This window comes from Frankia casuarinae, from assembly GCF_000013345.1.
Lineage (GTDB): Bacteria > Actinomycetota > Actinomycetes > Frankiales > Frankiaceae > Frankia > Frankia casuarinae.
In genome coordinates, this window is the sequence record NC_007777.1 from 4,643,430 (window position 1) to 4,670,227 (window position 26,798).

General features: G+C 69.5%; 20 protein-coding genes. 9 read left to right on the plus strand and 11 right to left on the minus strand.

All coding sequences use genetic code 11. The features are described 5' to 3' along the window. Positions 1 to 99 precede the first annotated feature (99 nt). The 4 genes from FRANCCI3_RS19595 to FRANCCI3_RS19610 all read left to right on the plus strand — a co-directional run bounded on the left by FRANCCI3_RS19595 (position 100) and on the right by FRANCCI3_RS19610 (position 5,160). Positions 100 to 1,059 (plus strand): 4-hydroxy-3-methylbut-2-enyl diphosphate reductase, encoded by a 960-nt coding sequence (locus tag FRANCCI3_RS19595; RefSeq protein ID WP_035729888.1) that lies wholly within the window; start codon positions 100 to 102, stop codon positions 1,057 to 1,059. Positions 1,060 to 1,337: 278 nt separating this feature from the next. Next, on the plus strand, positions 1,338 to 2,729 hold the full coding sequence (locus FRANCCI3_RS19600; RefSeq protein ID WP_011438256.1) for a class II fumarate hydratase: 1,392 nt from the start codon (positions 1,338 to 1,340) through the stop codon (positions 2,727 to 2,729). Positions 2,730 to 3,284: 555 nt separating this feature from the next. Beyond that, complete coding sequence (gene sthA, locus FRANCCI3_RS19605; RefSeq protein WP_011438257.1) at positions 3,285 to 4,697, plus strand: Si-specific NAD(P)(+) transhydrogenase; 1,413 nt, start codon at positions 3,285 to 3,287, stop codon at positions 4,695 to 4,697. A gap of 139 nt (positions 4,698 to 4,836) precedes the next feature. Continuing rightward, positions 4,837 to 5,160 carry a winged helix-turn-helix transcriptional regulator gene (locus FRANCCI3_RS19610; RefSeq protein WP_236701422.1) on the plus strand — a complete coding sequence of 108 codons (324 nt, stop codon included), beginning with the start codon at positions 4,837 to 4,839 and terminating at the stop codon, positions 5,158 to 5,160. A gap of 86 nt (positions 5,161 to 5,246) precedes the next feature. Here the strand turns inward: FRANCCI3_RS19610 and FRANCCI3_RS19615 are convergent, their stop codons facing one another. Continuing rightward, positions 5,247 to 5,825, minus strand: a complete 579-nt coding sequence (locus FRANCCI3_RS19615; protein ID WP_011438259.1) for an NUDIX hydrolase — start codon at positions 5,823 to 5,825, stop codon at positions 5,247 to 5,249. 571 nt (positions 5,826 to 6,396) lie between these two features. On the opposite strand from FRANCCI3_RS19615, the gene FRANCCI3_RS19620 reads away from it, so the two are divergent. Next, positions 6,397 to 6,957, plus strand: a complete 561-nt coding sequence (locus FRANCCI3_RS19620; RefSeq protein ID WP_035958074.1) for a hypothetical protein — start codon at positions 6,397 to 6,399, stop codon at positions 6,955 to 6,957. Positions 6,958 to 6,982: 25 nt separating this feature from the next. Here the strand turns inward: FRANCCI3_RS19620 and FRANCCI3_RS19625 are convergent, their stop codons facing one another. After that, the gene (locus tag FRANCCI3_RS19625) at positions 6,983 to 7,669 is read right to left on the minus strand and encodes an adenylate kinase family protein (protein WP_011438261.1); all 687 of its coding nucleotides are present in this window, start codon (positions 7,667 to 7,669) and stop codon (positions 6,983 to 6,985) included. 311 nt (positions 7,670 to 7,980) lie between these two features. Between FRANCCI3_RS19625 and FRANCCI3_RS19630 the strand changes: the two genes are divergently transcribed. After that, complete coding sequence (locus tag FRANCCI3_RS19630; protein WP_011438262.1) at positions 7,981 to 9,429, plus strand: hypothetical protein; 1,449 nt, start codon at positions 7,981 to 7,983, stop codon at positions 9,427 to 9,429. Between the two features lie 35 nt (positions 9,430 to 9,464). On the opposite strand, the gene FRANCCI3_RS19635 is transcribed toward FRANCCI3_RS19630, so the two are convergent. Both FRANCCI3_RS19635 and FRANCCI3_RS19640 read right to left on the minus strand, forming a co-directional pair. Then, positions 9,465 to 10,370, minus strand: a complete 906-nt coding sequence (locus tag FRANCCI3_RS19635) for an HAD-IIA family hydrolase (RefSeq protein WP_011438263.1) — start codon at positions 10,368 to 10,370, stop codon at positions 9,465 to 9,467. A 141-nt stretch (positions 10,371 to 10,511) separates the two neighbouring features. After that, positions 10,512 to 10,760: a hypothetical protein gene (locus FRANCCI3_RS19640; RefSeq protein WP_011438264.1), complete on the minus strand. Its 249-nt coding sequence runs from the start codon at positions 10,758 to 10,760 to the stop codon at positions 10,512 to 10,514. Between the two features lie 698 nt (positions 10,761 to 11,458). Between FRANCCI3_RS19640 and FRANCCI3_RS19645 the strand changes: the two genes are divergently transcribed. Beyond that, the gene (locus tag FRANCCI3_RS19645) at positions 11,459 to 12,022 is read left to right on the plus strand and encodes a hypothetical protein (RefSeq protein ID WP_011438265.1); all 564 of its coding nucleotides are present in this window, start codon (positions 11,459 to 11,461) and stop codon (positions 12,020 to 12,022) included. A gap of 366 nt (positions 12,023 to 12,388) precedes the next feature. Here FRANCCI3_RS19645 and FRANCCI3_RS23685 read toward each other — a convergent pair whose 3' ends face one another. The 5 genes from FRANCCI3_RS23685 to FRANCCI3_RS19665 form a co-directional block, all read right to left on the minus strand. Continuing rightward, on the minus strand, positions 12,389 to 12,829 hold the full coding sequence (locus tag FRANCCI3_RS23685; RefSeq protein WP_023840087.1) for a hypothetical protein: 441 nt from the start codon (positions 12,827 to 12,829) through the stop codon (positions 12,389 to 12,391). 1,071 nt (positions 12,830 to 13,900) lie between these two features. Beyond that, positions 13,901 to 14,353: a recombinase family protein gene (locus FRANCCI3_RS29190; protein WP_349256624.1), complete on the minus strand. Its 453-nt coding sequence runs from the start codon at positions 14,351 to 14,353 to the stop codon at positions 13,901 to 13,903. Continuing rightward, entirely contained in the window at positions 14,268 to 14,969 is a 702-nt protein-coding gene (gene msrA / locus FRANCCI3_RS19655; protein ID WP_011438269.1) for a peptide-methionine (S)-S-oxide reductase MsrA, read from the minus strand. Before msrA ends, FRANCCI3_RS29190 begins: the two co-directional genes overlap by 86 nt. A gap of 180 nt (positions 14,970 to 15,149) precedes the next feature. Then, positions 15,150 to 16,442, minus strand: a complete 1,293-nt coding sequence (locus tag FRANCCI3_RS19660; protein ID WP_011438270.1) for a PhoH family protein — start codon at positions 16,440 to 16,442, stop codon at positions 15,150 to 15,152. A gap of 1,233 nt (positions 16,443 to 17,675) precedes the next feature. Continuing rightward, positions 17,676 to 19,505, minus strand: a complete 1,830-nt coding sequence (locus FRANCCI3_RS19665) for a phosphoenolpyruvate carboxykinase (GTP) (RefSeq protein WP_011438271.1) — start codon at positions 19,503 to 19,505, stop codon at positions 17,676 to 17,678. A gap of 363 nt (positions 19,506 to 19,868) precedes the next feature. Here FRANCCI3_RS19665 and FRANCCI3_RS19670 point away from each other — a divergent pair, with 363 nt between their 5' ends. Further along, the gene (locus FRANCCI3_RS19670; RefSeq protein ID WP_041258009.1) at positions 19,869 to 20,483 is read left to right on the plus strand and encodes a PAQR family membrane homeostasis protein TrhA; all 615 of its coding nucleotides are present in this window, start codon (positions 19,869 to 19,871) and stop codon (positions 20,481 to 20,483) included. A gap of 40 nt (positions 20,484 to 20,523) precedes the next feature. Here FRANCCI3_RS19670 and FRANCCI3_RS19675 read toward each other — a convergent pair whose 3' ends face one another. After that, positions 20,524 to 21,075, minus strand: coding sequence for a hypothetical protein (locus FRANCCI3_RS19675; RefSeq protein WP_011438273.1), 552 nt, complete (start codon positions 21,073 to 21,075; stop codon positions 20,524 to 20,526). Positions 21,076 to 21,291: 216 nt separating this feature from the next. After that, positions 21,292 to 23,313: a thioredoxin domain-containing protein gene (locus tag FRANCCI3_RS19680; RefSeq protein WP_011438274.1), complete on the minus strand. Its 2,022-nt coding sequence runs from the start codon at positions 23,311 to 23,313 to the stop codon at positions 21,292 to 21,294. A gap of 275 nt (positions 23,314 to 23,588) precedes the next feature. On the opposite strand from FRANCCI3_RS19680, the gene FRANCCI3_RS19685 reads away from it, so the two are divergent. Then, entirely contained in the window at positions 23,589 to 26,783 is a 3,195-nt protein-coding gene (locus FRANCCI3_RS19685; RefSeq protein ID WP_011438275.1) for a leucine--tRNA ligase, read from the plus strand. The last annotated feature ends 15 nt before the right edge of the window (positions 26,784 to 26,798 follow it).

Below are 26,798 nucleotides of genomic sequence, written 5' to 3' on the forward strand. Positions count from 1 at the left end.
CGGCGGCCCTCCCCACGGCCGGACCGGACGATGTCGCCATCGGGTGATGCATCGCCTAGCCGACTTCCCGGCCGCCCGCCGCCGCGTAGACTCCCACCCATGGGCCGGGTCCTTCTTGCCAAACCGCGCGGCTACTGCGCTGGTGTCGATCGAGCCGTCGTGACCGTGGAGAAAGCACTAGAGCTGTACGGTTCACCGGTCTACGTACGCAAACAAATCGTTCACAACCTTCATGTCGTGAAGACGCTGGAGGCCAAGGGCGCGATCTTCGTGGACGAAACCGACGAGGTGCCGCACGGCGCCACCGTCGTGTTTTCAGCCCACGGAGTGGCACCAACGGTGCACGAAGAGGCGGCGGTGCGCGAGCTCCGCACAATCGACGCCACGTGCCCTCTGGTCACCAAGGTGCATTCTGAAGCCAGGCGGTTCGCCCGTGAGGACTACGACATCCTCCTCATCGGCCACGAGGGCCACGAGGAGGTCGTCGGCACCACCGGGCAGGCTCCGGACCGCATCCACCTCGTGGACGGGCCCGAGGACGCCGCCGGGGTGAAGGTCCGCGATCCGGAGCGGGTGGCTTTCCTCTCCCAGACCACACTGTCCGTCGACGAGACGATGACGACGGTTGACGCGCTGCGCGAGCGCTTCCCGCATCTGCAGGGTCCACCGAGCGACGACATCTGCTACGCCACGCAGAACCGCCAGGTCGCCGTCAAGGAGATCGCCGGCGCGGTCGACCTGGTCATCGTCGTCGGCTCGCGGAACTCCTCGAACTCGGTCCGGTTGGTCGAGGTCGCGCTCGACGCCGGCGCCCCGGCCGCCTACCTCGTGGACGACTCCACCGAGGTGGACCTGAGCTGGTTCGATGGTGTCGAGACCGTCGGGGTCACCAGTGGCGCATCGGTGCCGGAGGAACTCGTCACCGGCGTGATGGCCTGGCTCGCCGAGCGGGGCTTCACCGATGTGGAGGAGGTCACGTCCGCGGACGAGCACCTTCTCTTCGCGTTGCCGCCGGAGCTTCGCCGGGAGATGCGTACCCGCGAGCGCGCCGCCGGCTGAGCCCGGACCGCCCCTCACACCAGACTCGTCGGAGCCACCCTTCCCCGCATTGCGCCGAAGCCCCGACGTTCCCCTCAGGAACCTCGCCGAAGGCAAGGTGACGGAGACCCCGAACGGCCCCCTATAGCAGGGGTCCCGACATGTCCTAAGGTCGGCCCTGGGGCCGCGTCCAGGCGGCATCTCGCCGGGACGCGGCCCCAGTATGCGGTACAGGGCACGTGCGGTACAGGGCACGTGCGGTACAGGGCACGGGCGACGAGCATCGGGAGAACGGGCGCATGAGCGAGCAGGAATACCGCATCGAGCACGACAGCATGGGTGACGTCCGGGTACCGGTCACGGCCCGGTGGCGGGCCCAGACACAGCGGGCGGTGGAGAACTTTCCCGTCTCCGGCCAGCGGATCTCCCGCGCGCACATCGCGGCGCTCGCCCGGATCAAGGCCGCTGCCGCGACGGTGAACGCCAAGCTGGACGTGCTCGACGCGGACATCGCCGAGGCGATCGTCGACGCGGCCACGGAGGTGGCCCGTGGTGACTGGGACGACCAGTTCCCCTTGGACGTCTTCCAGACCGGCAGCGGCACCTCGTCCAACATGAACACCAACGAGGTGCTGGCCTCGCTCGCCTCCGAGCGCCTCGGCCGCCCGGTTCACCCGAACGACCACGTCAACGCCTCGCAGTCCTCGAACGACGTCTTTCCCTCATCGATCCACATCGCCGCCACCCAGGGCATCGTCGGGGACCTGATCCCGGCCCTGGAGCACCTTGCCACCGCGCTCGGTCGCAAGGAGACCGAGTTCGCCGACGTCGTGAAGTCCGGCCGGACCCATCTGATGGACGCGACCCCCGTGACGCTCGGCCAGGAGTTCGGCGGGTACGCCGCCGCGGTCCGGCTCGGCGTCGAGCGCCTGCAGGTGGCACTGCCCCGGATCGGAGAGCTGCCGCTCGGTGGGACAGCCGTCGGGACCGGCATCAACACCCCGCCCGGCTTCTCCGCCGCGGTGATTGAGGAACTGTCCGCCAGCACCGGTCTTCCCCTGACCGAGGCACGCAACCACTTCGAGGCGCAGGCCTCCCGGGACGGCCTCGTCGAGGCGTCCGGCGTGCTGCGGGTGATCGCCCTCTCGCTCTACAAGATCGCTAACGACCTGCGCTGGGCCTCGTCCGGCCCGCGAGCCGGGCTCGGCGAGATCCGGCTGCCCGACCTCCAGCCCGGATCCTCGATCATGCCCGGCAAGGTCAATCCGGTCCTTCCCGAGGCGGTCTGTCAGGTCGTCGCCCAGGTCGTCGGCAACGACGCGGCGGTCGCGTTCGGCGGATCAGCCGGGAACTTCGAGCTCAATGTCATGCTGCCGGTGATCGCACGTAACCTGCTGGAGTCGATCCACATCCTGTCGACGATCAGCCGGCTGTTCGCCGACCGTTGCATCGACGGCATCGTCGCCGACGTCGAACGCTGCCGCCGCTACGCCGAGTCCTCCCCCTCCATCGTGACGCCGCTGAACAAGTACATCGGCTACGAGGAGGCCGCGAAGGTCGCCAAGATCTCGCTCGCCGAGGAGAAGACCATTCGCGAGGTCGTTCTCGAGCGCGGTTACGTTGCGGCGGGCCAACTCACCGAGGCACAGCTCGACGCCGCGCTCGACGTGCTGTCGATGACCCACCCGTAGCCGAAGCTCGTCGGGCGGCCGCTCCCGACCGTCGCGTCTCCCGGGCACCTCCGTGACCCACGGAGGTGTTCCGTCCCGACGGCGCAACCCGACAGCGGCGCCCGACGGCGCGGCGGGGGCCGTGGAAGACCCCCCAGACAGCCTCCACGACCCCCGCTAGAGGTTTAACGGGTCGGCGGCGGGTTGGTTACGGGTGGCGGGTGCCCCAATTTCACCTGCCGGCACGACGGCCCGGCACGACGGCCCGGCGGCGGGGCCCGGCGGCGGGGCCCGGCGGCCTGGCGTCGCGACTCCTCGACGGGTTCCCACCAGCTGGACTCGAAAAGCTCTCAGCCGGAACCACACCGGCACATATGGCGGACGTGGCGGCACGCCTCGGCCATCACGGACGGGTTCGCGACACCTACCTCAAGTGATAACCCGCAGGTAAAGCGACTCCCGAGAAATTTCCCAGAAGAAATGGACGTAACAAGCACGGCCAACATGCCGATCCGACCCGTCCGGCCGGATAGCCTCGGGTTCACCGGAGACCGATAGATTGCGGGGGATGTGACGATGTTCGACTACGACGTCCTCGTCATCGGATCCGGGCCGGGCGGGCAGAAGGCCGCGATCGCAGCGGCCAAGCTCGGCCGACGGGTCGCGATCGTCGACAAGCGGGAAATGATCGGTGGTGTCAGCATCAACACTGGCACGATCCCGTCCAAGACGCTGCGAGAAGCGGTCCTTTATCTGACCGGCATGTCACAGCGTGAGCTGTATGGGTCGAGCTACCGGGTAAAGGATGACATCACCGTCGGTGACCTCTCGGCGCGGACCAGACATGTCATCAGCCGCGAGATCGACGTGATTCGCAACCAGCTCAGCCGTAACCACGTCACCCTGCTGACGGGCCTGGCCAGCTTCGTCGATCCGCACACCGTGAACGTGCGGGCGGGCGGCGAGGACACCGAGGACCGCCGGATCCAGGCGGAAAGAATCATCATCGCCACGGGAACCCGCCCGGCGCGGCCGGACACGGTCGACTTCGACGGACGGACCGTCGTCGACAGCGACCAGATCCTGGCCCTGGAGAAACTGCCCCGGTCGATGGTCGTCGTCGGCGCCGGTGTGATCGGTATCGAATACGCCTCGATGTTCGCCGCGCTCGGCACGAAGGTGACCGTCGTCGAGCGCCGTGACCGGATGCTCGACTTCTGCGACCTCGAAATCGTCGAGGCGTTGAAGTATCAGCTCCGCGATCTTGCGGTGACCTTCCGTTTCCGCGAGTCGGTCGTCTCCGTGGAACGCCACAACGGCGGTACCCTCACCCTGCTCGAGAGCGGGAAGAAGCTCCCGGCGGACACGGTGATGTATTCGGCCGGGCGGCAGGGGCTCACCGACATCCTCAATCTTCCGGCGGCCGGCCTCTCCGCGGACAACCGCGGCCGGATCAAGGTCGGCTCGGACTTCCGCACAGAGGTCGATCACATCTACGCGGTCGGCGACGTGATCGGATTCCCCGCTCTCGCGGCGACGTCGATGGAACAGGGACGCCTTGCGGCGTACGCCGCCTGCGGCGAGGACGTCAACGCCATGCGGGCCGAGCTGATGCCGATCGGGATCTACACGATCCCGGAGATCTCCTATGTTGGCAGCACCGAGGACGAACTGACCGAGCAGGCCATCCCGTTCGAGGTGGGCATCGCCCGGTACCGGGAGCTGGCCCGCGGAGCCATCCTCGGTGACTCGTACGGGATGCTGAAGCTACTGGTCAGCCCGGACGACCGGCGCCTTCTCGGGGTGCACGTCTTCGGTACGGGAGCCACCGAACTCGTCCACATCGGACAGACCGTGATGGGCTGCGGTGGCACCATCGACTACCTTGTCGACAGCGTCTTCAACTATCCGACGCTCGCCGAGTCCTACAAGGTCGCGGCCCTGGACGCAATGAACAAGATGCGCGCGGTTGCCCGCTTCAGCGGCTGACCGGAGCACCAGACGGCGCATCGGGCCGGGGGCGGCCGCGAACCGGGCTCCTCGCCCCACGACGTCATGAGCTGACGAAAGGTAAGCCGCTATCACCGGATCGGGCCGGCTAATGGCGGGCAAGCATAGGCTGATCAGGGTGGAGCTGTCCTCGTTCTGCCCGCGCTACCACCATGCCGTCGAGACCATCGGGCGGCGCTGGACCGGGGCCATCGTACGCGCGATGCTGGCCGGCGCAACCCGGTTCTCCGAGATCACGACGGCGGTGCCCAACCTGTCCGACCGGCTCTGTTCCGTACGGCTGAGGGAACTCGAAGCCGAAGGGATGGTCAGACGCACCGTCGTCCCGGACACGCCCGCGCGGACCGAGTACCACCTGACCGCGAAGGGAGCGGACCTCGCGGACACGGTCGCGGCTCTCTCCCTCTGGGCCGAGACCTGGCTCCCCGACCCGTCCTGCTGACCCGTCCTGCTGGCCCGTCCTGCTGACCCGTCCTGCTGGCCCGGGGTTGCCCGGCACCCCAGCGGATCAGGCCCGCACGGGTCCGGTCAGCGCACCAGCCCGGCCTGCTGGGACGCCCTGGTCAGCTTCGCGCCCAGCTGGCCGGAAATCCGCTCGGGCGCCACCCACCGAACCTGCGTCGTGGCGCTCTCCCGCACCGCGAGGCTGCGGTCCTCGACGTGGAAGAGATAGGTCATGTCGTAGTGCACGTGCTCGGGTTCACCGAGGATCGGCGCGGCGTCGACGATTCTGACCTCCACGTCGAACGGGAGGATCCCGCCCGGGATCACCGCGTCGGCCTCGACACCGGCCCGGCGCGCAGCGAGCCCGAGCGCGGCGCCGAGCAGCGAGGAGTCGTCGGCATCGACATGACCGCCGGGCATCCGCCAGACCGCGGTGGACGGCTCCAGGATCTCCAGCACCCGCCAGTCCGGGGACACGATCGCGGCTCGGCACGTGACATGGGCCGGCATCGTGCTACGGGCTGTGATGGATGGCCCGTGCAGAGCCAGCACGACCAAGGACCGCATGAGGTCCACTTCGTCCGGATTTGCCTCGATGTAGCCCAGGGCCACACCGATCACCGCGTTGTTGGTGACCGCCACGCTTAAGGAACGTACAGGCATCGGGCGCCGATCACGACCCACTGAGACGGGACACACCGAAACTCGTATCGCACCAGCATACTCACTTACAGTGATAAAAAAGGTAACAGAACGGACCGAATCGGAATTCCGGCAGCAAGGAAGGGAGCTCCGCCTACGAGGGGATCCACCGTCGGCCGCGGAACGGCGGAAGCTGGAAGCAGTGGCACCAACACCCCGTGTAATCGTCACCCCCATGCGGCCCATCCCCCTCTTGTGACTACGGAAGGTAATTGTTGGTACCGGCGCGCCGCTCGACCGCCCCGACGCGCGACCCCGGCCCCCGACCCAACGTGAAGCTCAGGTGTGCTCCCCCGGGTGGCGACGCGCCGACGCATCCCCACGCGGGCCACCCCCACTCACGCGGGCCATCCCACGCGGGCAATGACGCCGAGCCGACACCGCCACGCGGCGTGCACCGTCCGCGACTAAGGTCGACGGCATGGATCCGAAAGATCCGGGAATCAGACACCTGGACAGATCCACAGTGATGATCTACCGTCCGCCCGCGGGACCCCCGTTCCGCCGGTCGGACCGAGCGGGAGGACCAGCCGTGCGGGAGAACCTCACCCTCGACGAACCACGCCGAGGGATCCGGTCCGGCCGAACCATGACGCTGCTTCCGGGGCTGGTCCTCGCGGGAATGGTCGCGCTGACCGCCGGTTGCGGGGGGTCCGACGACATCAGCGTGCCGCCCTCCGTCAGCACACCGACCCTGCCGACGTCGCTGCCCACCGCGCTGCCGAGCGGGCCGCCCACCGCGCTGCCGACCTCGCTGCCGGGGGTGGGAAGGATCGACGCCGTCAGCGGCGCGGATGCCCTGCGTGGCACGAATGTCCCCCCCGATTTCCCGGTGCCGCCCGGGGCCACCGTGAAGGTCGGTACGACCACCGGGAAGACGTCGACGGTGACACTGGGCGGGGTGTCCAGCGACCGGGTGGCCACCTTCTACCGGCAGACCCTGCCTGGCGCCGGCTACAAGATCACAACGGATGTGGGGATTCCGGGGGTCGCCAGAGCCATCCAGTTCAACGGGCACGGCGTCAACGGGAGTATCGGGGCCGCGGGGATCGGCAATACCGACGGCGTCGCCGTGGTGTTCACCAAGCGGTAGTCCCCCCGGGGAATCACGGCCGGGCTCACCCGGGCACGACCGGCCGTTGCGGAAAATCAAGCTGCGAGCGATCGAGCTGTGGAAGATCGAAATGCCGACGGATCTCCGCCTGCACCTCGCGCGGCGGGTGCCGGGCGTCCACGACGGCCACGAACTCCTTACGCTGGAAGATCTCCATGACCGGTCGGGTCTTCTCGTGGTACTCCCGCAGGCGGACGGCAAGTGCCTGCGGGTTGTCGTCGGCCCGGGTCAGCAGCGGCGCTCCGCACACGTCGCAGGTGTCCGGCACCTGCGGCCTACTGGCGATCAGGTTGTAGTCCAGGCCGCACCGTGAGCAGAACCGGCGGGCGAGCACCCGCCGATAGACCTCGTCGTCGGGGAGGTCGAGGTAGATGACCCCGTCGATGTCGTAGCTCTCCAGGAAGAACTCGGCCTGCCGGGCGTTGCGCGGGAACCCGTCGATGATGAACCCGTAGTTCCAGTCGTGCTCGGCCAGCCGGGAGCGCACCACCGACTCGACGAGGTCGTCCCCGACCAGGTGACCGGCCGCCACGATGCGTTTGACCTGGGCACCGAGTTTGGTGTGGTTCTGCACGTTCCAGCGGAAGACGTCGCCGACGCTGATGTGGACCAGGTCGAAGTCCCGGGCCATCATCGTCGCCTGGGTTCCCTTGCCGCTGCCCTGCACGCCCATGATGACGAACTTGCGCACGCCGACTCCCGATCGTTCCTCCGCCCCGGAGGCCGGCCGACGCGCGGCCGCCTCGGTGGCCCGCCCCCAGCTGTCCCACCGGCCTCTCCGTCGCGACGTTATCCGCCATGGAGATCACTAGGGGTTTCCGCGGCCCAGCGGTGGCGGGTACGTCATGACACCCGCACGGCCGACCGGCGGGCTATCCGTGGCCCAACCCGGACCGATGCACGCCGACAATGCCGTAAAGAGCAGGATGTCAGGATGTATGGGGATCGGGGGAGCGCGGAACGGGCCGCGGCTGCGATCCCGGATTCTAGGAGGGAACGCGGGTGTCAAGGGGACTGCGTCAGACGCTCGGCGCCGGCCTGGCCGCCACCGTGCTGGCGGTGGGGCTCACAGCGTGCGGTTCCGGGGACAGGGCACCGGCTCCACCCGCGGAGATCGTCCTCAATCGGGGGCAGGACTCGTCGATCCCCTTCCGCACCGAGGCCGACGGCGAGGTGCTCCTGGACGTCACCACCACCGCCCCGGGGGTCTCCTGGGGCTCCCCGGGCGGCGAGTCCGCGGTGCTGTCGCTCTACGTCGACACCGCCTACGCCACCGATCTCGTGATCCCCACGTCCTTCCCGATCAAGCGCAGCCTCGCGCTGGGTCACCTGGCCGCCGGCAAGCACACCCTGCGGACGCTGTTCGCCGCGGACCGGTCGCCCCGCAACGCCGCCACGGCGCGCCTGACCGATCTGACCTTCCGCACCGTCACGCCGCAGGACAACGGCTACCAGGCACTGGCGCACGCCCCGGTGATCTACGGCCGGACGGCGCCGGCCGCCGCCGCGGACCCGATGGCCGGCGGGCCGTTCCAGAACGCCGTCACCGACACCCCACTGCTCGCCTTCCACTCCGAGGCGCCAACCGCGATCGCCGGTCATCGCCTGCTGACCTACTCGATGGTGTGGAGCAACGAGGACGAGGGCACCCCGACCCCGGCCCTGATGGCGTTCTGGGGGCGGACCACCGACATCGAGTGGACCTACCAGGTAGAGATCGACGCCACCGGCAACGCCATCCCCGGCAGCGCCGTGATCCAGGGGCCGGAGCACACGTCGCAGCCGTTCACCGGCCGGTACGAGAGCACGCACCCGCTGCTCGGGACCTGCACGCGCAGCAACAGCATGTGCCAGAACACCGACGGCCCGATGCGGTTCGCCCTGTCAGCCGCGGACACCCTCGACCCGAACGCCGAGGCCCCTGAGCGGGAGATGGACCGCAACCCGTGGACCTACTGGGTGATGTCCCAGGAGGTCGCCCGGGAGGGCAAGGTCGCCGACGCCCCGGTCCCGGACCCACGCACCCGGATCAGCGACCCGCGTAACTACCTGTACCTGATCGTCCGGAAGAACACGGTCGGCACGCCGAACACCGCCGACGCCTGGGTCGGGCTGTCGGTCGGGGTGCGGCTCGCCGGCAACCCCGAGACCTACCGATCGAACAAGACCTACCCTGCCTGGTCCATCGAACGGGACGCGCCGGCCGCCACGGCCGTCGAACTCCCACCCGGGACGGTCGCGGAGGACATCGCGTCCATCCAGGCGACCCGGGTCGTCGGTGCGGGTGCCGACACCGGTGCGCGCGTCCAGGTCGACTCGATCGAGCGGGCGTTCCTGCTGGGTCCGGACGGCCTGCCCCAGCAGTCGTTCCTGTTCACGCCGACGAAGGTGACCCTGACCGCCGCCGCGCCGACCGCGACCCTGTTCCGCCGTTCGCAGGGCGGCTCCTGATCCCGTCCGGGGTTCCCTGATTCCGCGGTGGCCCTTCACCCACGTGTGGTGGACCCCGAGGTGTGCACCGGTCCCGGGCTCCGACCGTGCGTCCCGGTGCGATCGGGAGCCCCGGCTGGCGCCGGGCGGACGGCGGCCGTCGGCATGCTGTCGAGCGTCCGCACATCCCGACCGACGGGCAACTGGGCGATGCTGTCGACGATGGCGGTCGGTCGGTAGGGGAACCGGTCGACGTCGGTGATGGACGTGATGCCCGACAGCACCAGCACGGTGTCCATTCCGGCCTCCAGGCCGGCGACGACGTCGGTGTCCATCCGGTCGCCGATCACCACGGTGGTCTCGCTGTGCGCGGACAGCGTGTTCAGCGCACTGCGCATCATCAACGGGTTCGGCTTGCCGACAAAGTAGGGTGTGACGCCGGTCGCCCGGGTGATCATCGCCGCGACCGCCCCGGTGGCGGGCAGGAGACCCTCCACCGAGGGACCGGTGGGATCGGGATTCGTCGCGATGAAGCGTGCGCCGTCGCGCACCAGCCGTACCGCTTTGGTGATTGCCTCGAAGCTGTAGGTCCGGGTTTCCCCGAGGACGACGTAATCGGGTGACCGGTCGCTGAGGACGTAGCCGATGTCGTGCAGCGCCGTGGTCAGGCCCGCTTCGCCGACGACGTACGCCGATCCCCGGGGGCGTTGGGTATGTAGGAAGAGCGCGGTGGCGAGGGCCGAGGTCCAGATCCGCTCCGGCGGGATCGTGAGTCCCGCGCCAGCCAGCCGGGCGGACAGGTCGCGGGCCGTGTAGATCGAGTTGTTGGTCAACACGAGAAAACCCAGGCCTGCCTCGCCGATCCCGGCCAGAAAGGCATCCGCGCCCGGAATGGGATGTTCCTCATGGACCAGAACACCGTCCATGTCGATGAGATAGTTCTCGATCAGATGTTCCGCCATGACCCCCGATTCTCCCCGCCTGCGCTCGATGCCGTCTGCCGGGTGGTCCCCACTCGGCACCATGATGGGGACCACCCGGCCCGAACGATCCGGCGGGTTCGGTCACCTCACCTCAGCTCACCGGGTTCGGGTGATCCCTTCTCACAGCACCGCGATGGCGGCGATCTCCGGTTCGGTGGGCGACATCAGATACAGGGATGGGACGATGAGCCAGTCGGCGAATCCCCCGTCGCAGGCGTAGGCCTGCGCATGGCCGGGCGACCGGAACGGGCCGATGACTCCCTGCACCTGCCGGGTCCCCTGCTCCAGAACGACGATCGCCCAGCTACCCGTCCGGTCCGGTGCGGGTGTCCCCCACTCCGACTCCGACAAGTCCATCACGTAGTCCATCTGTGCCCCTTCGCGAACGTCCCTCACCGGTATCCACCGAGCCGCGGGGTGGTAAAGAACCCGGGATATCTTGGCGCTTTCGCGCGGCTTTGCGCATCGAAACGCCGGAGGTCGACCTGGGTCGGTCCAGGATCCTCCGCCGGCAACGGCCGGGCGCGGCCCGTTCGTACATCCGTGAGTACATCGCCGAGCCGGCCGGGAGCGGAACGCAGAGGTGTGTGACGAAAATCGAAGTTCCCGCGTGGGGATCCCCTTGGGAGGGAGTAGAAGACGGTGCATTTTCCCGCGCCGACGTTCGGGTGATGTCGTAGGCCGGTACTTTGTCCGCTGCCCGTGCTCTCGGTCGCGCGGCCGCATCTACCGCCGCGCATACCGCCGGTCCGGCGTATCGCTACGGCGGTGGTCGGGATAACCGCCGCAGAGCCCCGGAGCCGCAGAGCCGCAGAGCCCCGGAGCCCGTTTGGTGGCGCCCCTTTGGTGGTGCCCCTCGCGGTGTGCCCCTTTGTGGTGCCCCCCGCGGGGCCTCTTCGGTGCCCCCGCGGCGCCTCGGCGCCGCGGGGGGAGGTTGAATCGGGTAGGTGGGACGCCGGGCGTCGCGTCACCGGCGCGGTCGGGAGTCGCTCCCGACGCAACGTCAGGATTGAGCTGTGCGTCTGCTTTGTCGCTGACTTCTTGCTATCTGGCTATCTGGGGGATCCGTGAGCCGGCGCCGGAGCGACTACCGCACCTGGGAGGAACTGACCAGGGAGGAACGTCGACGCGGGCTGGCGGTTCTTTCCGTGGCCGGGGTCGCGGCGGTGGTCGTGGTGTTCCTCGTCGTCGGGTCCGGTGGCGGGTCCGGTGGCGGGGCCGGTGCGGCGGCACCGCCCACTACCGACGTCAAGGCCCGGCTCACGTCCTGGTACGCCACCACCGCCCAGGTCCGTTCGGAGGTCGTGCGGGCGGTCAACGCGGTACGGGCCGACATTCAGGCGGCGGACGGCATGTCGCTGAAACCGGCCTGCGCCGACCTGGGGCGGGCCGTCGACCGCATCGGACCGCTGGGCCTCCCGCCCGTCGAGAGCGTGAGCAGGAACTGGACCGAAGGCGCCGGTGCCTACGCCCAGGCGGTCACGGCGTGCGGGAACCTGTTCGACGGCACGCCCGTCCCCCCGCCGGTGCTGCTGCAGCGCACGACCGACGCTCTCAACGCCGGTGACGGGCGCTGGACCATGATCGTCGCCCAGATCGGGGCCCCGGCGCAGATCGTTCCCACCGGCTGAGCACCGGCCGGCCGCGATTGCCCGCGATTGCCCGCGATTGCCCGCGATTGCCCGCGCTCGGGCAAGTACGGCCACGCGGCACCCTCGGCTGCCAGAAGGTGATGATGATCGCACAGTCCTTCTTGACGATCGCGGTCGGCGGGACCTCGGCGTCGGCGGTCAGCGAGATCGCGGTGAGGGTCGGGCCGGCCTTGCGGTCGGTGTCCCAGGTCCGGATGTGATCGCAGAGGCGTTCAGCGAGGGCCTGGCCGTCAGCCCCGTGGCCGTGGGCGCCGATCTCGTATACCGGATCGGGGCCGTCGAGGCGGCGCTTGGCGAGGTAGGCAAGCGAGGAGCCGGCGACCAGCGCGGGGCTCAGGTTCGGGATCAGCGGGACGCACAGATCGGCCTCGACCGCGCCACGGCTGGCGTTGATCCGGCAGACGGCCGGGTCGGTGGCAGTGGCGCGCAGCCAGATCCCGTCGATCGGGTCCTGCGGCCCGATGGTCGTGCCCGACCAGGCGGCGACCCGGGGGTGGCGAAGACGCCGGTGAGGTGGTCCGGGTCGATGTCCTGGTCGACGTCGTAGTGGATCTGGACGAGCGGGTTTTCGTGGAGCGCGGCGACGCGTTCGACGTCCTGACCAATCATCGGGACGAAGCCGCGGAGGAACACCGCGTCCGAGCGCAGCACGTTGTCGCCGCCTTTGACGAACGCGACACCCCGGGTCTGGCCGCGCCAGCGCAACGGCAGGACCATCCGCCCACCGGGGACAAGCTGGCTGAACCAGGCGGGGGTCAGACCGGGCCCTCCGGCCGCGTCTCCCACCCGGAGCCCTCCGGCGGCTCCGACCCGGGCCGAATCCCGGCGCCCACACGTCCGGGATATGCGGGCAGCGCGTCACCGGCGGCTGGAGAGTCAGGCTGGGCAGCCCGTCGCGCATCCGCGCCCCGCGCGCGGACCGGCGCAGATGCTCCGCGCGCGCCCTCCGGCACTCGCCGCAGGACGGGAACAGCGCGTGCACCTCGGGTTGGGGGCCCGTAGGCCCCTCCTCGCCGCAGCTTTCCCCTGCACTCACTTTTTCTGAACCTTCCCAGAGCCGCCGCATCGCGGGCACCGGATCATGCTGGCGCCATCGAAATCCTCGCCCTCGTGCCGCTCAGCGGCCGGGTTGCCCACCTGCCCGCTACTACTGCCCCGCTTGTCCGCGTTCCGCCCGAAGCCCATCCTCCCTCCATCTCCGCCGTCAGCTCATCCGGGAGGGTAGCCCGGCAGATGCGGGCAGGTAGCAAACGTGCCGGATCCGTAACCGACAGGCGGTTCACGCTGATGCCGGTGGCTTTGCTTCCAACGCCCGCCGAGAATGATCGATAACCTCTCCAAGATCCTGAACGGCTGCGATCTTCGGCCACCGGTGGTGCATTTCCCGCCACATCTCGCCTGATCGCTGGATCACGCCACGCGTAGGCCGCCCGTCGAGCACGTCGAGCACGTCGAGCGCGTCGCGAGCCGATGCCGCTGCGGCTATCGGATCGGGGTCGGCGCGATAGAGGAGGGTCCGTGCCAACGTGTTATGGGGTCCGGGTCACCGTCCACGCCACGGTCCTCGGCCACCCGCAGAGGTCCATCTGGCATTGCCCGTGGTGCGCCGGCACGGCCGCACCCCGTGGGCGCCGCCGGTCTGACCGTGAGACATCTGGATATACCCGAGGAGATGTCATGCCGCCCACAACCATGCCCGCGCTCGACTTTGTCGCGTTGGAGATCACTGGCCGGTGTCAGCCTGCGTCCACTGCTACGCGGACTCGTCCCCGCTCGGGGACCACGGGACGTTGAGCACCGCCGACTGGAGTGCGGTGATCAACGACGCCGCCGGCCTCGGTGTCGGCGTGGTCCAGCTCATCGGCGGGGAACGTCCACTCCGCGCCGCTCGACGCGATCCTGTCCGGGGATGCGTTCGGCGCCCAAGTCGAGCATCTCGACCAGCTTCGCCACCCCGGCTCCGGACCAACGGCGTGCCAGCCGAACCCGAAGTGCGGCCCGGCGTCGTCCCGCAACTTCGCGGGGCTGGCGGGTCAGCCGGTCGATGTGCCAGCAGACGATCGCCTGGAGGCGGCCTGCTTTGATGTCGTCAACGAGCCGGTCCCACTCCGGGCGTGGCCGTCCGGAATGGGCACCGACATCCTTGTCCGTAGTAGACGTCCTCGACCGCCCAGCCCTTACGGTCGCAGAGGGGGCGGCAGCCCGGCCTCCTGACGTGAGACTGCTAGCCCTGCGCCTGTTCGGTCCTGGCCGGCTCTGACGTAGATTCCCGCTCTGACCATGGGCCACATATTGACAGGCCCGTGCCACCCAGGCCGCAGTAGCCGCCGGGGTTCTTGGCGTCGGAGAGGTACTGCTGGTGGTATTCCTCCGCATAGTAGAACGGACCAGCCGGGGCGATCTCGGTGGTGATCGCCCCGAGGCCCGCGGCGGTCAGCACCTGCTGGAACGCCTCGCGGCTGGCAGCCGCCGCGGCGGCCTGCCCGGCAGTGGTGGTGTAGATCGCCGAACGGTACTGGGTGCCCGTGTCATTGCCCTGCCGCATGCCCTGGGTCGGGTCGTGCCCTTCCCAGAACACGCGCAGCAGCTCCTCGTAGCCGACCTTCGCGGGGTCGTACACCACGAGGACGACCTCGGTGTGCCCGGTCAGCCCGGAACACACCTCCTCGTAAGTGGGGTGCGGGGTGTGCCCTCCGGCGTAGCCGACGGCGGTGGTGTACACCCCGGGAACCTTCCAGAACGCGCGCTCGGCCCCCCAGAAGCAGCCGAGGCCGAACACGGCGGTCTCCAGCCCCGCCGGGAACGGGCCGGCGAGCGGGGTCCCCAGCACGGTGTGCGGGACGTCGCCCGCGAACACCGGCCGATCCCGGCCGGGAAGGGCCTGCTCGGGCGTGGGCAGTGTCGTCTTGTGACGACCGAAGAACATGGGAAGCCACCTCCGGTGGTTGTCTCCTCGCACAACCGCGCACCGCGGCCACACGTTCCCGCAGCCCGGGACCCTCGGACGCCCCCCAGATACTCTCCAAATGTTCTCCGGAGGTTCTCCGAAGGTTCATCGAACGTTCGCCGGACGATCGGGGAGCACGCCGCCAGAGAACAAGATCGCTCAGAGAACGAGATCCTCCAGCATCGTCGTGACCAGGGCCGCAATCGGCGATCGCTCGGAACGGGTGAGCGTGACGTGCGCGAACAACGGGTGGCCCTTCAGGGTCTCGATCACCGAGGCGACCCCGTCGTGCCGGCCGACCCGCAGGTTGTCGCGCTGTGCCACGTCGTGCGTGAGCACCACCCGTGACCCCTGCCCGAGCCTGGACAGCACGGTCAGCAGCACCCCGCGCTCCAGGGACTGGGCCTCGTCGACGATCACGAACGCGTCGTGCAGGGACCGGCCACGGATGTGCGTGAGCGGCAGCACCTCCAGCATCCCGCGATCCACGATCTCCTCGATGACCTCGGGGGAGACGAGCGCACCGAGAGTGTCGAACACCGCCTGGGCCCAGGGCGCCATCTTCTCGTTCTCGCTGCCCGGGAGGTACCCGAGCTCCTGGCCACCGACGGCGTACAGCGGGCGGAAAACCACCACCCGGCGGTGCGCCCGGCGCTCCATCACAGCTTCGAGCCCGGCGCACAGGGCAAGCGCCGACTTACCGGTGCCGGCTCGACCGCCGAGGGAGACGATCCCGACATCCGGATCGAGCAGGAGGTCGAGGGCGACCCGCTGCTCGGCGGAGCGACCGTGCAGGCCGAACGCGTCGCGGTCGCCGCGGACGAGCCGGACCTGCTTGTCGGCGGTCACCCGGCCGAGCGCGGAGGCACTCCCCCCGGTGGTGGTGAGGACCAGGCCGGTGTGGCAGGGCAGGTCGGCGGCCTCCAGGATCTCGGTGTACTCGCGGGAGTAGAGCCGGTCGAGGTCCTCCTGGGTGACGGTGAGCTCGGCCATCCCCGAGAAGCCGGTGTCCACCGGGGACAGCGCCTGGTACTCCTCGGCGGGCAGCCCCAGCACCGACGCCTTGACCCGCAGCGGGAGATCCTTCGTGACCAGTACGACGTCGGCGCCCTCGCGGGCGAGGTTCATCGCGACGCACAGGATCCGCGAGTCGTTCGTGTCGACCCGGAACCCCGGTGGAAGCACCGCCGCATCGGTGTGATTGAGTTCCACCCGTAGCGTCCCGCCGTTGTCCAGCGGGAGCGGTTGATCAAGGCGACCATGCCGGATGCGCAGATCGTCCAGGATGCGTAGTGCCTCCCGGGCGAACCAGCCCAGTTCCGGATGGTTCCTTTTGCCTTCCAGCTCCCCTATGACAACGAGGGGGAGCACGACATTGTGCTCCGCGAACCGCAGCAGCGCGCCAGGATCAGAAAGCAGCACGCTTGTGTCGACGACATGCGTTCGTGGCACACGCCCACCCGCTTACTCGGAGGTAGTCCGGGACCGACCCCTGCAGGGGCCGGGCACCGGCCTCCTGGTGTAGTCGCGCTTGCGGCACCGAGGGGCCTCCCGAGAGGTCCGGCACCATGCCGGACCACGGCTTGAGACGCTAGCGCTCCCACGGTAACCGCAGCCCTCGATGATGGCGACCCACTTCCGACAACACGTTACGTTAAGAACTGGAAACGTCTCGCACCCCGGAGTTCCCGTCGCACCCCGATCGGTCACATTGCGTCCGGATCATGACGCGGAGCATCAGCCGCCGCGCGCGGCGCCGTCGGAGGCCGGACCACGAGCGTCCGCCCGAGGAAGCCAGGTCACCGCTCCCTGCTCGGTTCGGAAGCCCCGGGACCTGCGCCGACTCCGGCGACGGGCACCGACCGGGGCAACAGTCACCGACCGACCGGGGCAACAGGCACCGACCGGCCGCAGGTCGCCACCGGATCCATGAGCCCGGCGACCGACGAGAGCCGGATGACCGCGGGCGTGCCGGCCAGAGACACGGTGGGCCGAAACGCGACAGGCCAGAACGTGACAGGCCGAAGCGTGATGGCCGGTGAGGGGTCACCCGAAACGCGACGACCGAGAGGTGACGGCATGAGGCGCGCCCACGGGGGAAACGCGACGGAACACCATGGAACACCCGGGCTATGGAACACCGCGGGCCGATGATCGGACACTCGTTGTCTCGACATGTCATCGAGATCGGATCGAACCAAACCGGGCCCGAAAGAGGGCGCCGACTGGCACCGTCGGGCGGGTCGGAGGAAATTCAGCCAACCGGCTGGGGAATTCCCGGAAATTCACCCGGGGGAGGGATTGATCCCCGGCGAACATGCGGGATCCGCGGGGTGGTCATTATCGGATGGTGCTCCGCTCAGGTGAGCCGTACCGCGACACTCGGTAGGAACGCGGCCCGCCGACGGCGGAACAACGGACGCGACGCGGAGTTACGAACGAGTCCGGCGCCGGGCTGGCCGCCGGGCCGGCGAAGGAGGGCCGAACCCTGCCGACCGGTCGCCACGGGCCGGGCCGGGAGCCCGCCGAGCGGCTCGGCCCGTGGCCGACCCGCTCGGGGGTATCACACGAAGTGGTGCCACGGATGCCCTGCGCTGCCACGGTTGCCTTGTGAGGCGCTGCCACGAAGTGCCGTGCCGGCGGTGCGCTCCCCGGACGGAGCTCGCGGTTGGGTGCGTCAGCCGCTCAGTCTGCGCTGTTCAGCCGCTCGACAAGCGCCTCGTGCTCGGTCCACAGGGCGGCCGGAAGCCGTTCCCCGAACGTCTGGTAGTGCTCGGGGATCAGCTGGGCCTCCTGTTTCCACACCTCGACGTCCACCGTGAGCAGGGTCTCGAGGTCCTCCTCGGCGATGTCGATGCCGTCAACGGGTAGGGCGTCCTTCGTCGGCAGGACGCCGAGCGGCGTCTCCACCCCGGCTGCCGTGCCCTCCAGGCGACCGACGATCCAGGCGAGGACACGGCTGTTGTCGCCGAATCCCGGCCACAGGAACCTGCCCTCCGGGCTCTTGCGGAACCAGTTCACGTAGTAGACCCGCGGGAGCTTCGTCTGGTCGGCCTTCTGCCCGACCTCGAGCCAGTGGGCGAAGTAGTCGGCCATGTTGTAGCCGCAGAACGGCAGCATCGCGAAGGGGTCCCGGCGCAGCTTGCCGATCGCTCCGGCCTGGGCCGCCGTCGTCTCGGAGGCGACGATCGAGCCGAAGAACACCCCGCGCCGCCAGTCGGGAGCCTCGGTGACCAGCGGCACCGCGGTCGCCCGGCGCCCGCCGAACAGGATCGCCGAGATCGGCACGCCGCGCGGATCCTCCCACTCCGGGGCGATCGTCGGGCACTGGCCCGCCGGGACGGTGAAGCGGGCGTTGGGGTGTGCGGCGGGCTCGCTGGACTCGGGGGTCCAGTCGCGGCCCTTCCAGTCGATGAGGTGCGCCGGCGGCTGCTTGGTCAGCCCCTCCCACCAGACGTCACCGTTATCGGTCCTGGCCACGTTGGTGTAGATGGCGTTGCCCCAGAGGGTCCTGACCGCGTTGGGGTTGGTCTGCTCGCCGGTCCCCGGGGCGACCCCGAAGAACCCGGCCTCCGGGTTGACCGCGTACAGCCGGCCGTCCTCACCGAAGCGCATCCAGGCGATGTCGTCACCGACAGTCTCCGCCTGCCAGCCCGGCAGGGTTGGGATGAGCATCGCCAGATTGGTCTTTCCGCAGGCCGACGGAAATGCGGCGGCAATGTAGTGGACCTTGCCGGCGGGAGACGTCAGTTTGAGGATGAGCATGTGCTCGGCGAGCCAGCCCTCGTCGCGGGCCATGACGGACGCAATACGCAGCGCATAGCACTTCTTGCCGAGCAGTGCGTTTCCGCCGTAACCCGATCCGTAGGACCAGATCTCCCGGGTTTCCGGGAAATGGGTAATGTACTTCGTCGTATTGCACGGCCACGGAACATCGGCCTGGCCGGGTTCCAGCGGAGCGCCCAGGGAATGGACGGCCGGGACAAAGAAACCGTCCGTTCCAAGCTGCTCGAGGGCGGGCGTTCCCATCCGGGTCATCGTCCGCATGGAGATGACGACGTAAGGCGAGTCGGTGATTTCGACACCGAGGGCCGAGATGCGCGAGCCGAGCGGACCCATGCAGAACGGGACGACGTACATCGTCCGACCCCGCATGCACCCCGCGAACAGGCCCCGGAGCGTGGCCCGCATCTCGGCAGGGTCCAGCCAGTTGTTGGTCGGACCGGCGTCCTCCGCCTGCTCGGAGCAGATGTAGGTGCGGTCCTCCACGCGGGCCACGTCGCCCGGGTCCGAAGCGGCGTAAAAGCTGTTCGGACGTTTCTCGTCATTCAGCCGGACCAGGGTCCCCTGCTCGATCAGAAGGGAGGTCAGCCGATCGAACTCCGCCTCTGATCCATCGCACCACTCAACCCGATCCGGCTGAGTGAGTTCGGCAATCTCGCGCACCCAGGCAACCAGCCTGGCGTGCCTCGTGGGGGCCACGTCCAGCCCCGAAACCTGTGCCGCGGTTGTCACAGCTCACACCTCCGGTCGAGTCGAACCTGCCGCGCTCTCTTCCCATATGCAGGTACCCACTTGAGAACTCGAACGTACTCGTGGACGTTCAGACAAAACCCACAATATAGGGGAAGTTCGAGGCCACGTTCAGGATCATTAGACTGTACCGCGCGTTCCGTCCGCAGTCGCGCGATAGCGAGTGCGCAGAAGCGTCGGATCCATCACGCACCGATACGGACCGACCGCTGCCGTCCAGCTCCGCTTCGTGACGGCGGCAACCCTCGGGTTATCGTTCTCGGCGTGGCTTCCCTCGTACAGCAGCCAGCCGGGCCTCCGCAGACGGACATCGCCTCGCACCCGCGTGACCTGGTGCGACCGCGCATGCGGGGATGGCTACATGCCGGCGCGTTCCCGATCAGCCTGACACTAGGCGTCATTGCGGTGGCACTGGCTACCACGCTGCGTGCCCGGCTCGGTGTCGCGGTTTACGCCCTGAGTATTGCGGCCCTCTTCGGAACGAGCGCCCTCTATCACCGGACGATGTGGTCGACATCACGTGCCCGGGCGCGCATGAAGCGTCTCGACCACTCAATGATCTTTGTTTTCATCGCCGGGACTTACACCCCCTTCGCCCTGATCGCGATGCCGCCGACGACCGCTCGGGTGGTCCTGGCGGTGGTGTGGGGAGGGGCGGGACTCGGCGTCGCCATCCGGATGCTGTGGCTGCACTCGCCGCGGTACCTGACCGTGCCGCTCTACATCGCGCTCGGCTGGGTAGCCGTCTTCGTGATCCCGGAGCTCGCCCACCGGGCCGGGATCGCCTCGATGGTACTTCTGCTCGTGGGGGGGGTCTGCTACAGCCTCGGCGCCGTCGTCTACGCCTGCCGGCGACCGGACCCGGCACCCACGATCTTCGGCTACCACGAGGTGTTCCATGCCTTCACCCTCGTCGCCGCGACCTGCCACTACATTGCGCTGCTCTTCGCCATCTACTAACAGCCTTCCCCCGCACGGCGGCTACCGGGGGCTCCGGCGGCTACAGCCGAGGGCCCACCGAGCGGATCTTCTCCACCTGTTCCATGGCCTCCCGGAGCTGGCGCAGCCAGCTGTCGGCGTTCTCGCCCACCAGACGTACGCACCAGGCGAGGGCCTCGCTGCGGCTGCGCGCCACCCCCGAGTCGACGAGGGTGTCGAGCACCTGGCGTTCCGGCTGGCGCAGCCGGGTCATCACCGGCACGGACAGCGCGGTGAACAGCTCGGTGGTGTCACCGACGGTCGCGCCCCACGCCACCTTGCGGTTGTACCGATGTTCGGCCTTCGTGGCGATGGCGATCCGTTCCTCACGGGTCTGCTCCCGGAACCGCCGGATCCGGGCCCCCGTCGCCGACGGCCCTCCTCCGGGCGCGACGCCGCCGGCCGCGAGTACCCCGATGACCGTGATCTCGTCCCGGTCCACGACCACCGTGGGCATCCCGGCGAACCACCCGGCCGGGATGTGCTCGGCGAACCAGGCTGCGGCGTCGTCCGCCGGAACCACCTCCGCCCGCTCCCCCGGTCTGCCGTACCCCCGTCCACGCGGACCGGACATGACGTGTCCCCTCGATCTCCGATCGGGACCCGCGCGCGGGCCCGGCCTGCCGGCTGATCCGGACCCGGAGGCCCGATCTGGCACTCCAGAGCGGATCCGAAGAACCCCTCGTGACAATTACATGCTTACCGCATCACCAGTCTTACCGCATCACCAGCCTTACCGCATCACCAGTGCAACATGCTTACCGCATCACCAGTGAAAGAAGAGGGACGGTCAGCTGGCCACCTTCACCCCGAGTTGGCGGCGCACCTCGGCTGCGGTCCGGGCCGGCAGCTCACAGACGAAATCCCGGCACACGTACACCCCAGCCGTTTCCCGGCCGACGGTCAGCGGTCCGCTGGTCACCACGACCGCACCGGGCGCCGTGCCGAGGCGGGCGAGCCGTTCCAGCGCCGGGCTGTCCACGACCGCGACCTCGGCCGGCCCGGCCAGCAGCGCCTCGGCGACCGCACCGGCCCAACCGGCGAACCGGGCATCCCGGGCCAGCAACGGAGCGACGCGCGCCACCGTCGTCTCGGCGGCCGACCGGTGTTCGGTGGAACCGGTCAACGCCGCGTAGCTGACCAGGGCGCCGGCGACAGCCGCCTGGCCCGACGGGGTCGCCGAGTCCGAGTCGTCCCGCGGCCGGCGCAACAGCACCTCCGCGTCGTCCGCGGTATCGAAGAACCCCCCGTCAGAGGCCGCGAACCGATCACGGACGATGTCCAGCAGCGTCCCAGCGAGCGCGAGCCACTCCGGATCGCCGGTGACCTGGTGCAGGGTGAGCAGTCCCTCGGCGACGTCGCCGTAGTCCTCCAGTACCCCGGCGTTCACGCCAACCCGCCCGTCCCGGCTCGTCCGGCGCAGGCGTCCGTTGACGAGATGCACGTCCCGGAGCAGGACGGCGGCCTGTTCGGCGGCCCGCACCCAGTCCGGCTCGTCGAACAACGCGCCAGCCTCGGCCAACGCCGCGATGGCCAGGCCGTTCCAGGCGGCCACCACCTTGTCGTCGCGAGCCGGCTGCGGCCGGGTCGCCCGTGCCGCGGCCAGGGCCGCGCGGACCGCCGCGAACCTCGCCGGATCGTCCGGGTCCGCCGGCAGGCGCAGCACCGACGTACCACGTTCGAAACTGCCCTGCTCGGTGACGCCGAAGACGCCGGCGGCCCACCGCCCGTCTTCCGGCCCGAGGACGGCGACGAACTGGGCGGGTGTCCAGGCGTAGCTGGCCCCCTCCTCGGGGTGCGCTCCCGCCGGGGCAGCGCTCGCGGGAACGGCATCCGCGGGAACGGCATCCGCGTCGAGCGCCGAGGCGAACCCCCCCTGGGGGGTGCGCAGATCCGCAAGCAGGAAGGCTGCCGTCTCCCGGACCACCCGTTCGGCCAGTGCCGACCCGGTGGCCCGCCACAGGTGCAGGTAGACCCGCAGCAGCAGCGCGTTGTCGTAGAGCATCTTCTCGAAGTGCGGGACCGTCCACGTCGCATCGACGCTGTACCGGGCGAACCCCCCGGCGAGCTGGTCGTAGATGCCCCCACGCGCCATCCGTTCGCAGGTCACCGCGACCATCTCCAGGCTGCGCGCGTCCCCCGTGCGGGCGGAGTGCCGCAGCAGCATCTCGGCGACCATGGACGGCGGGAACTTCGGCGCACCGCCGAATCCACCGTGACGGGCGTCAAAGCGGGCCGACAGCCCCGCCACGGCGGTGTCGAGCAGAGCCGGGGTGATCTCGGCTGCGAGACCGGACGCCGGACCACGCGTCGCCGCCTCGGCGAGCCGGCGGGCGATGTCCGCCCCCGACTCCTCGATCTCGTCCCGCCGGGTCCGCCAGGCCTCGGTGACCGCCGTCAGGACCTGGCGGAACGACCCCATGCCGGGCCGGGGACGCGGCGGGAAGTAGGTGCCGGCGAAGAACGGCTCGGCGGTAGGGGTGAGGAACACCGTCATCGGCCAGCCGCCGTGCCCGGTCAGGGCGACGGTGACGTCCATGTAGACGGAGTCGACGTCGGGCCGCTCCTCCCGATCCACCTTGATGTTGACGAAGTGGTCGTTCATGTACTCGGCGGTCGCGGCGTCCTCGAACGATTCGTGCGCCATGACATGGCACCAGTGGCAGGATGCGTAGCCCACCGAGAGCAGCACCGGCACCCCCCGCCGGGCCGCCTCGGCGAAGGCCGCCGGGCTCCAGGGCCACCAGTCGACCGGGTTGTCCGCGTGCTGCAGCAGGTACGGAGACGTCTGCTCCGCGAGCTTGTTAGGCACCCGAACTCCTCATGATCTGCGTGTCCGCCAGGCCCGCGGAACCCCGTAGGCCTCTGGATATGCAACCAAAGGCGCGCCCAGGTAGTCCGCCCTCATCTCCACGCCGCGCCGACGTGATCGGCGCGCTTCCTCGACCGGCCCGCCGCGCCGACGTACCCGGCGGATAGGCTCGTGGGACCGCACGATCCCCGCCGTCCGCTCGCCCGACCGCCGTCCGTCAGGCCGCCGTTCCCGCCGCGAGAGCGGTGAGAGGGTCGACGTACCAACGAGTTTGGATGGCACGAGCGATGAGTGAGACGGCCGAGCCCGGCGCCCGGACCGGCGCCGCGGACACCACGGTGGCACCGACCGGTGCGTCTGGCGGGATCATCCCGGCAGCCGCGGGCACCGCGGGCGGCGCCCCCGCCGGGACCGGGAGCGTCGAGCCGAGCTTCCGGTACGACGCCCGGCTCGCCGCCGACATCGAGCGGCGCTGGCAGCGCCGGTGGGCCGACGAGGGCACGTTCAACTCGCCGAACCCGGTCGGGCCGCTCTCGACGGGCTTCGAGAAGGTCGCCGGCCGGGAGCCGTTCTACATCATGGACATGTTCCCCTATCCGAGCGGCTCGGGGCTGCACGTCGGGCACCCGCTGGGGTACATCGGCACCGACGTGTTCGCCCGCTATCTGCGGATGTCCGGCCGGCACGTGCTGCATCCGTTCGGATACGACTCCTTCGGCCTGCCCGCCGAGCAGTACGCCATCAACACGGGCCAGCATCCCCGCGACACCACCAACGCCAACATCGCCAACATGCGCCGCCAACTCTCCCGGCTGGGGCTGGGCCACGACACCCGCCGCGAGATCGCGACGACCGACGTGGGCTACTACCGCTGGACGCAGTGGATCTTCCAGCAGATCTTCAACAGCTGGTACGACCCGCAGGCCGGCCGGGCCCGGCCGATCGCCGAGCTGATCGAGGAGTTCGCCGCGGGCACCCGGGCGCCGGTAGCCGGCCCCGCCGGGGGGAACACGGCCGTGTCGGTTGACGCGGTCCGGGCGGCGAACCCGGCCGGGCTGGCGTGGACCGAACTCGACGAGGTGTCCCGCCGGAAGGTCGTCAACGCGCACCGCCTGGCCTACATCTCCGAACAGCTGGTCAACTGGTGCCCGGGGCTGGGCACCGTGCTGGCGAACGAGGAGGTCACCGCCGACGGCCGCAGCGACATCGGGAACTACCCAGTGTTTCGCCGGCCGCTGAAGCAGTGGATCCTGCGGATCACCGCCTATGCCGAGCGGCTGATCTCCGACCTCGACCTGGTCGACTGGCCGGACTCGATCAAGCAGATGCAGCGCAACTGGATCAGTCCGAGCGAGGGCGCCAGCGTCGAGTTCACCGTCGTCGCCCCCGGCGAGGAGGCAGGTGCGTCCGATCCGTCTGGCTCATCGACCGCCCGGCGTATCGAGGTCTATACCACCCGCCCGGACACCCTGGCGGGGGCCACCTTCCTGGTACTCGCGCCCGAACATCCCCTGGCCGACGCCCTGATCGCCGACACCTGGCCGGCGGACACCCCGGTGAGCTGGCGCTTCCCGGCGGGACGGCCGGGCGGCGGCACGGAACCGGCGGACACCGCCGGGCCGGAGGCGGGCGCCGATCCGGCGTGGACCCCGCGAGCCGCCGTCGACGCCTACCGGGAGTTCGCGGCCCACCGCAGCGACCGGCAGCGCGGCGAGGAGGTCATCGACCGCACCGGCGTGTTCACCGGCTCGTACGTGCGCAACCCGGTCGGTGGCGGGGTCATCCCGGTCTTCCTGGCCGACTATGTGCTGCTGGGCTACGGCACCGGGGCAATCATGGCGGTACCGGCGCACGACAGCCGGGACTTCTCCTTCGCCCGCGCGTTCGACCTGCCGATCCCCGCCGTGCTGGAGCCGGACGCGGACTGGTACGCCGCGCACGGGGTAGTGCCCGCGACTCCATCAGCGCAGTGGCCCGAGGCGTTCAGCGGTGCGGGCGAGTATCGGCCCGGTCCGGCCAGCGCCCCGGTGCTGGTCGGCCTGTCGAAAAGCGAGGCGATCAAGGCCACGGTTCACTGGCTGGAGGAGATCGGCGCCGGCAGGTCGGCGCGGTCGTACCGGCTGCGGGACTGGCTGTTCTCCCGCCAGCGGTACTGGGGCGAGCCGTTCCCGATCGTCTTCGATGTCGACGGGCTGCCCCACGCGGTTCCCGACGAGCTGCTGCCGATCGAACTGCCGGAGATGACCGACTTCCGGCCCACGGCGATGGCCGAGGACGACGCGAGCGACCCGGTGCCCCCCCTGGCCCGGGTGGCCGACTGGGTGACGGTCACCCTGGATCTCGGCGACGGGCCGAAGCAGTACCGGCGCGAGACGAACACCATGCCGCAGTGGGCCGGTTCGTGTTGGTACTACCTGCGCTACCTGGACCCGACCAACACCGAGCGCTTCGTCGACCCGACCGTCGAGCGCTACTGGATGGCCAGGCCGGGCGCGGTTCCCGGCGACGGCGGCGTCGATCTGTACGTCGGCGGTGTCGAGCACGCCGTGCTGCACCTGCTCTACGCCCGGTTCTGGCACAAGGTGCTCTACGACCTGGGCCACGTCTCCACCAAGGAGCCGTTCAAGCGGCTGTTCAACCAGGGATACATCCAGGCGGATGCCTTCACCGACGCCCGGGGCATGTACGTCCCGGCGGCCGAGGTGACGGCGACCCCCGACGGCCGGTTCCTCTTCCAGGGCGCCCCGGTCAACCGGCGCTCGGGCAAGATGGGCAAGAGCCTGAAGAACAGCGTCAGCCCGGACGAGATGTACGACAGGTTCGGCGCCGACACGCTGCGCGTCTACGAGATGGCGATGGGCCCGCTCGACGCTGACCGGCCATGGCACACCGACGACATCGTCGGTTCGCACCGGTTCCTCCAGCGGCTGTGGCGCACCGTCGTCGACGAAACCACCGGGGCGGCCGCCGTCGTTGACGAGCCGTTGGACGACGAGGCTCTTCGCGTCCTGCACCGGACGATCCTCACGGTCACCGCCGAATACGCGGGGCTGCGGTTCAACACCGCGGTCGCCCGGCTCATCGAACTAACCAACTTCGTCAGCAAGAGCTACGGGAAATCCCCCACCCCCCGCGCGCTCGCCGAGCCGCTCACCCTGATGGCGGCCCCGCTGGCCCCGCACATCGCCGAGGAACTGTGGTCCCGCCTCGGTCACGAGGAGTCGGTCAGCACGGTCGCCTTCCCGATCGGGGATCCGGCGCTGGCCGCCGAGTCGGTCAGGACGATCCCGGTCCAGGTGAACGGGAAGGTCCGGTTCACCATCGAGGTTCCGGACGGTTCAGCGGAGCAGACGGTTCGCGATCTGCTCGCCGCACATCCCGAGTTCGCCCGGCAGACCGATGGTCGGACGATCAAGAAGATCATCGTCGTGCCCGGTCGGATCGTGAATATCGCCATCTCCCCCGCCTAGCCGGGGTCTGCGGCA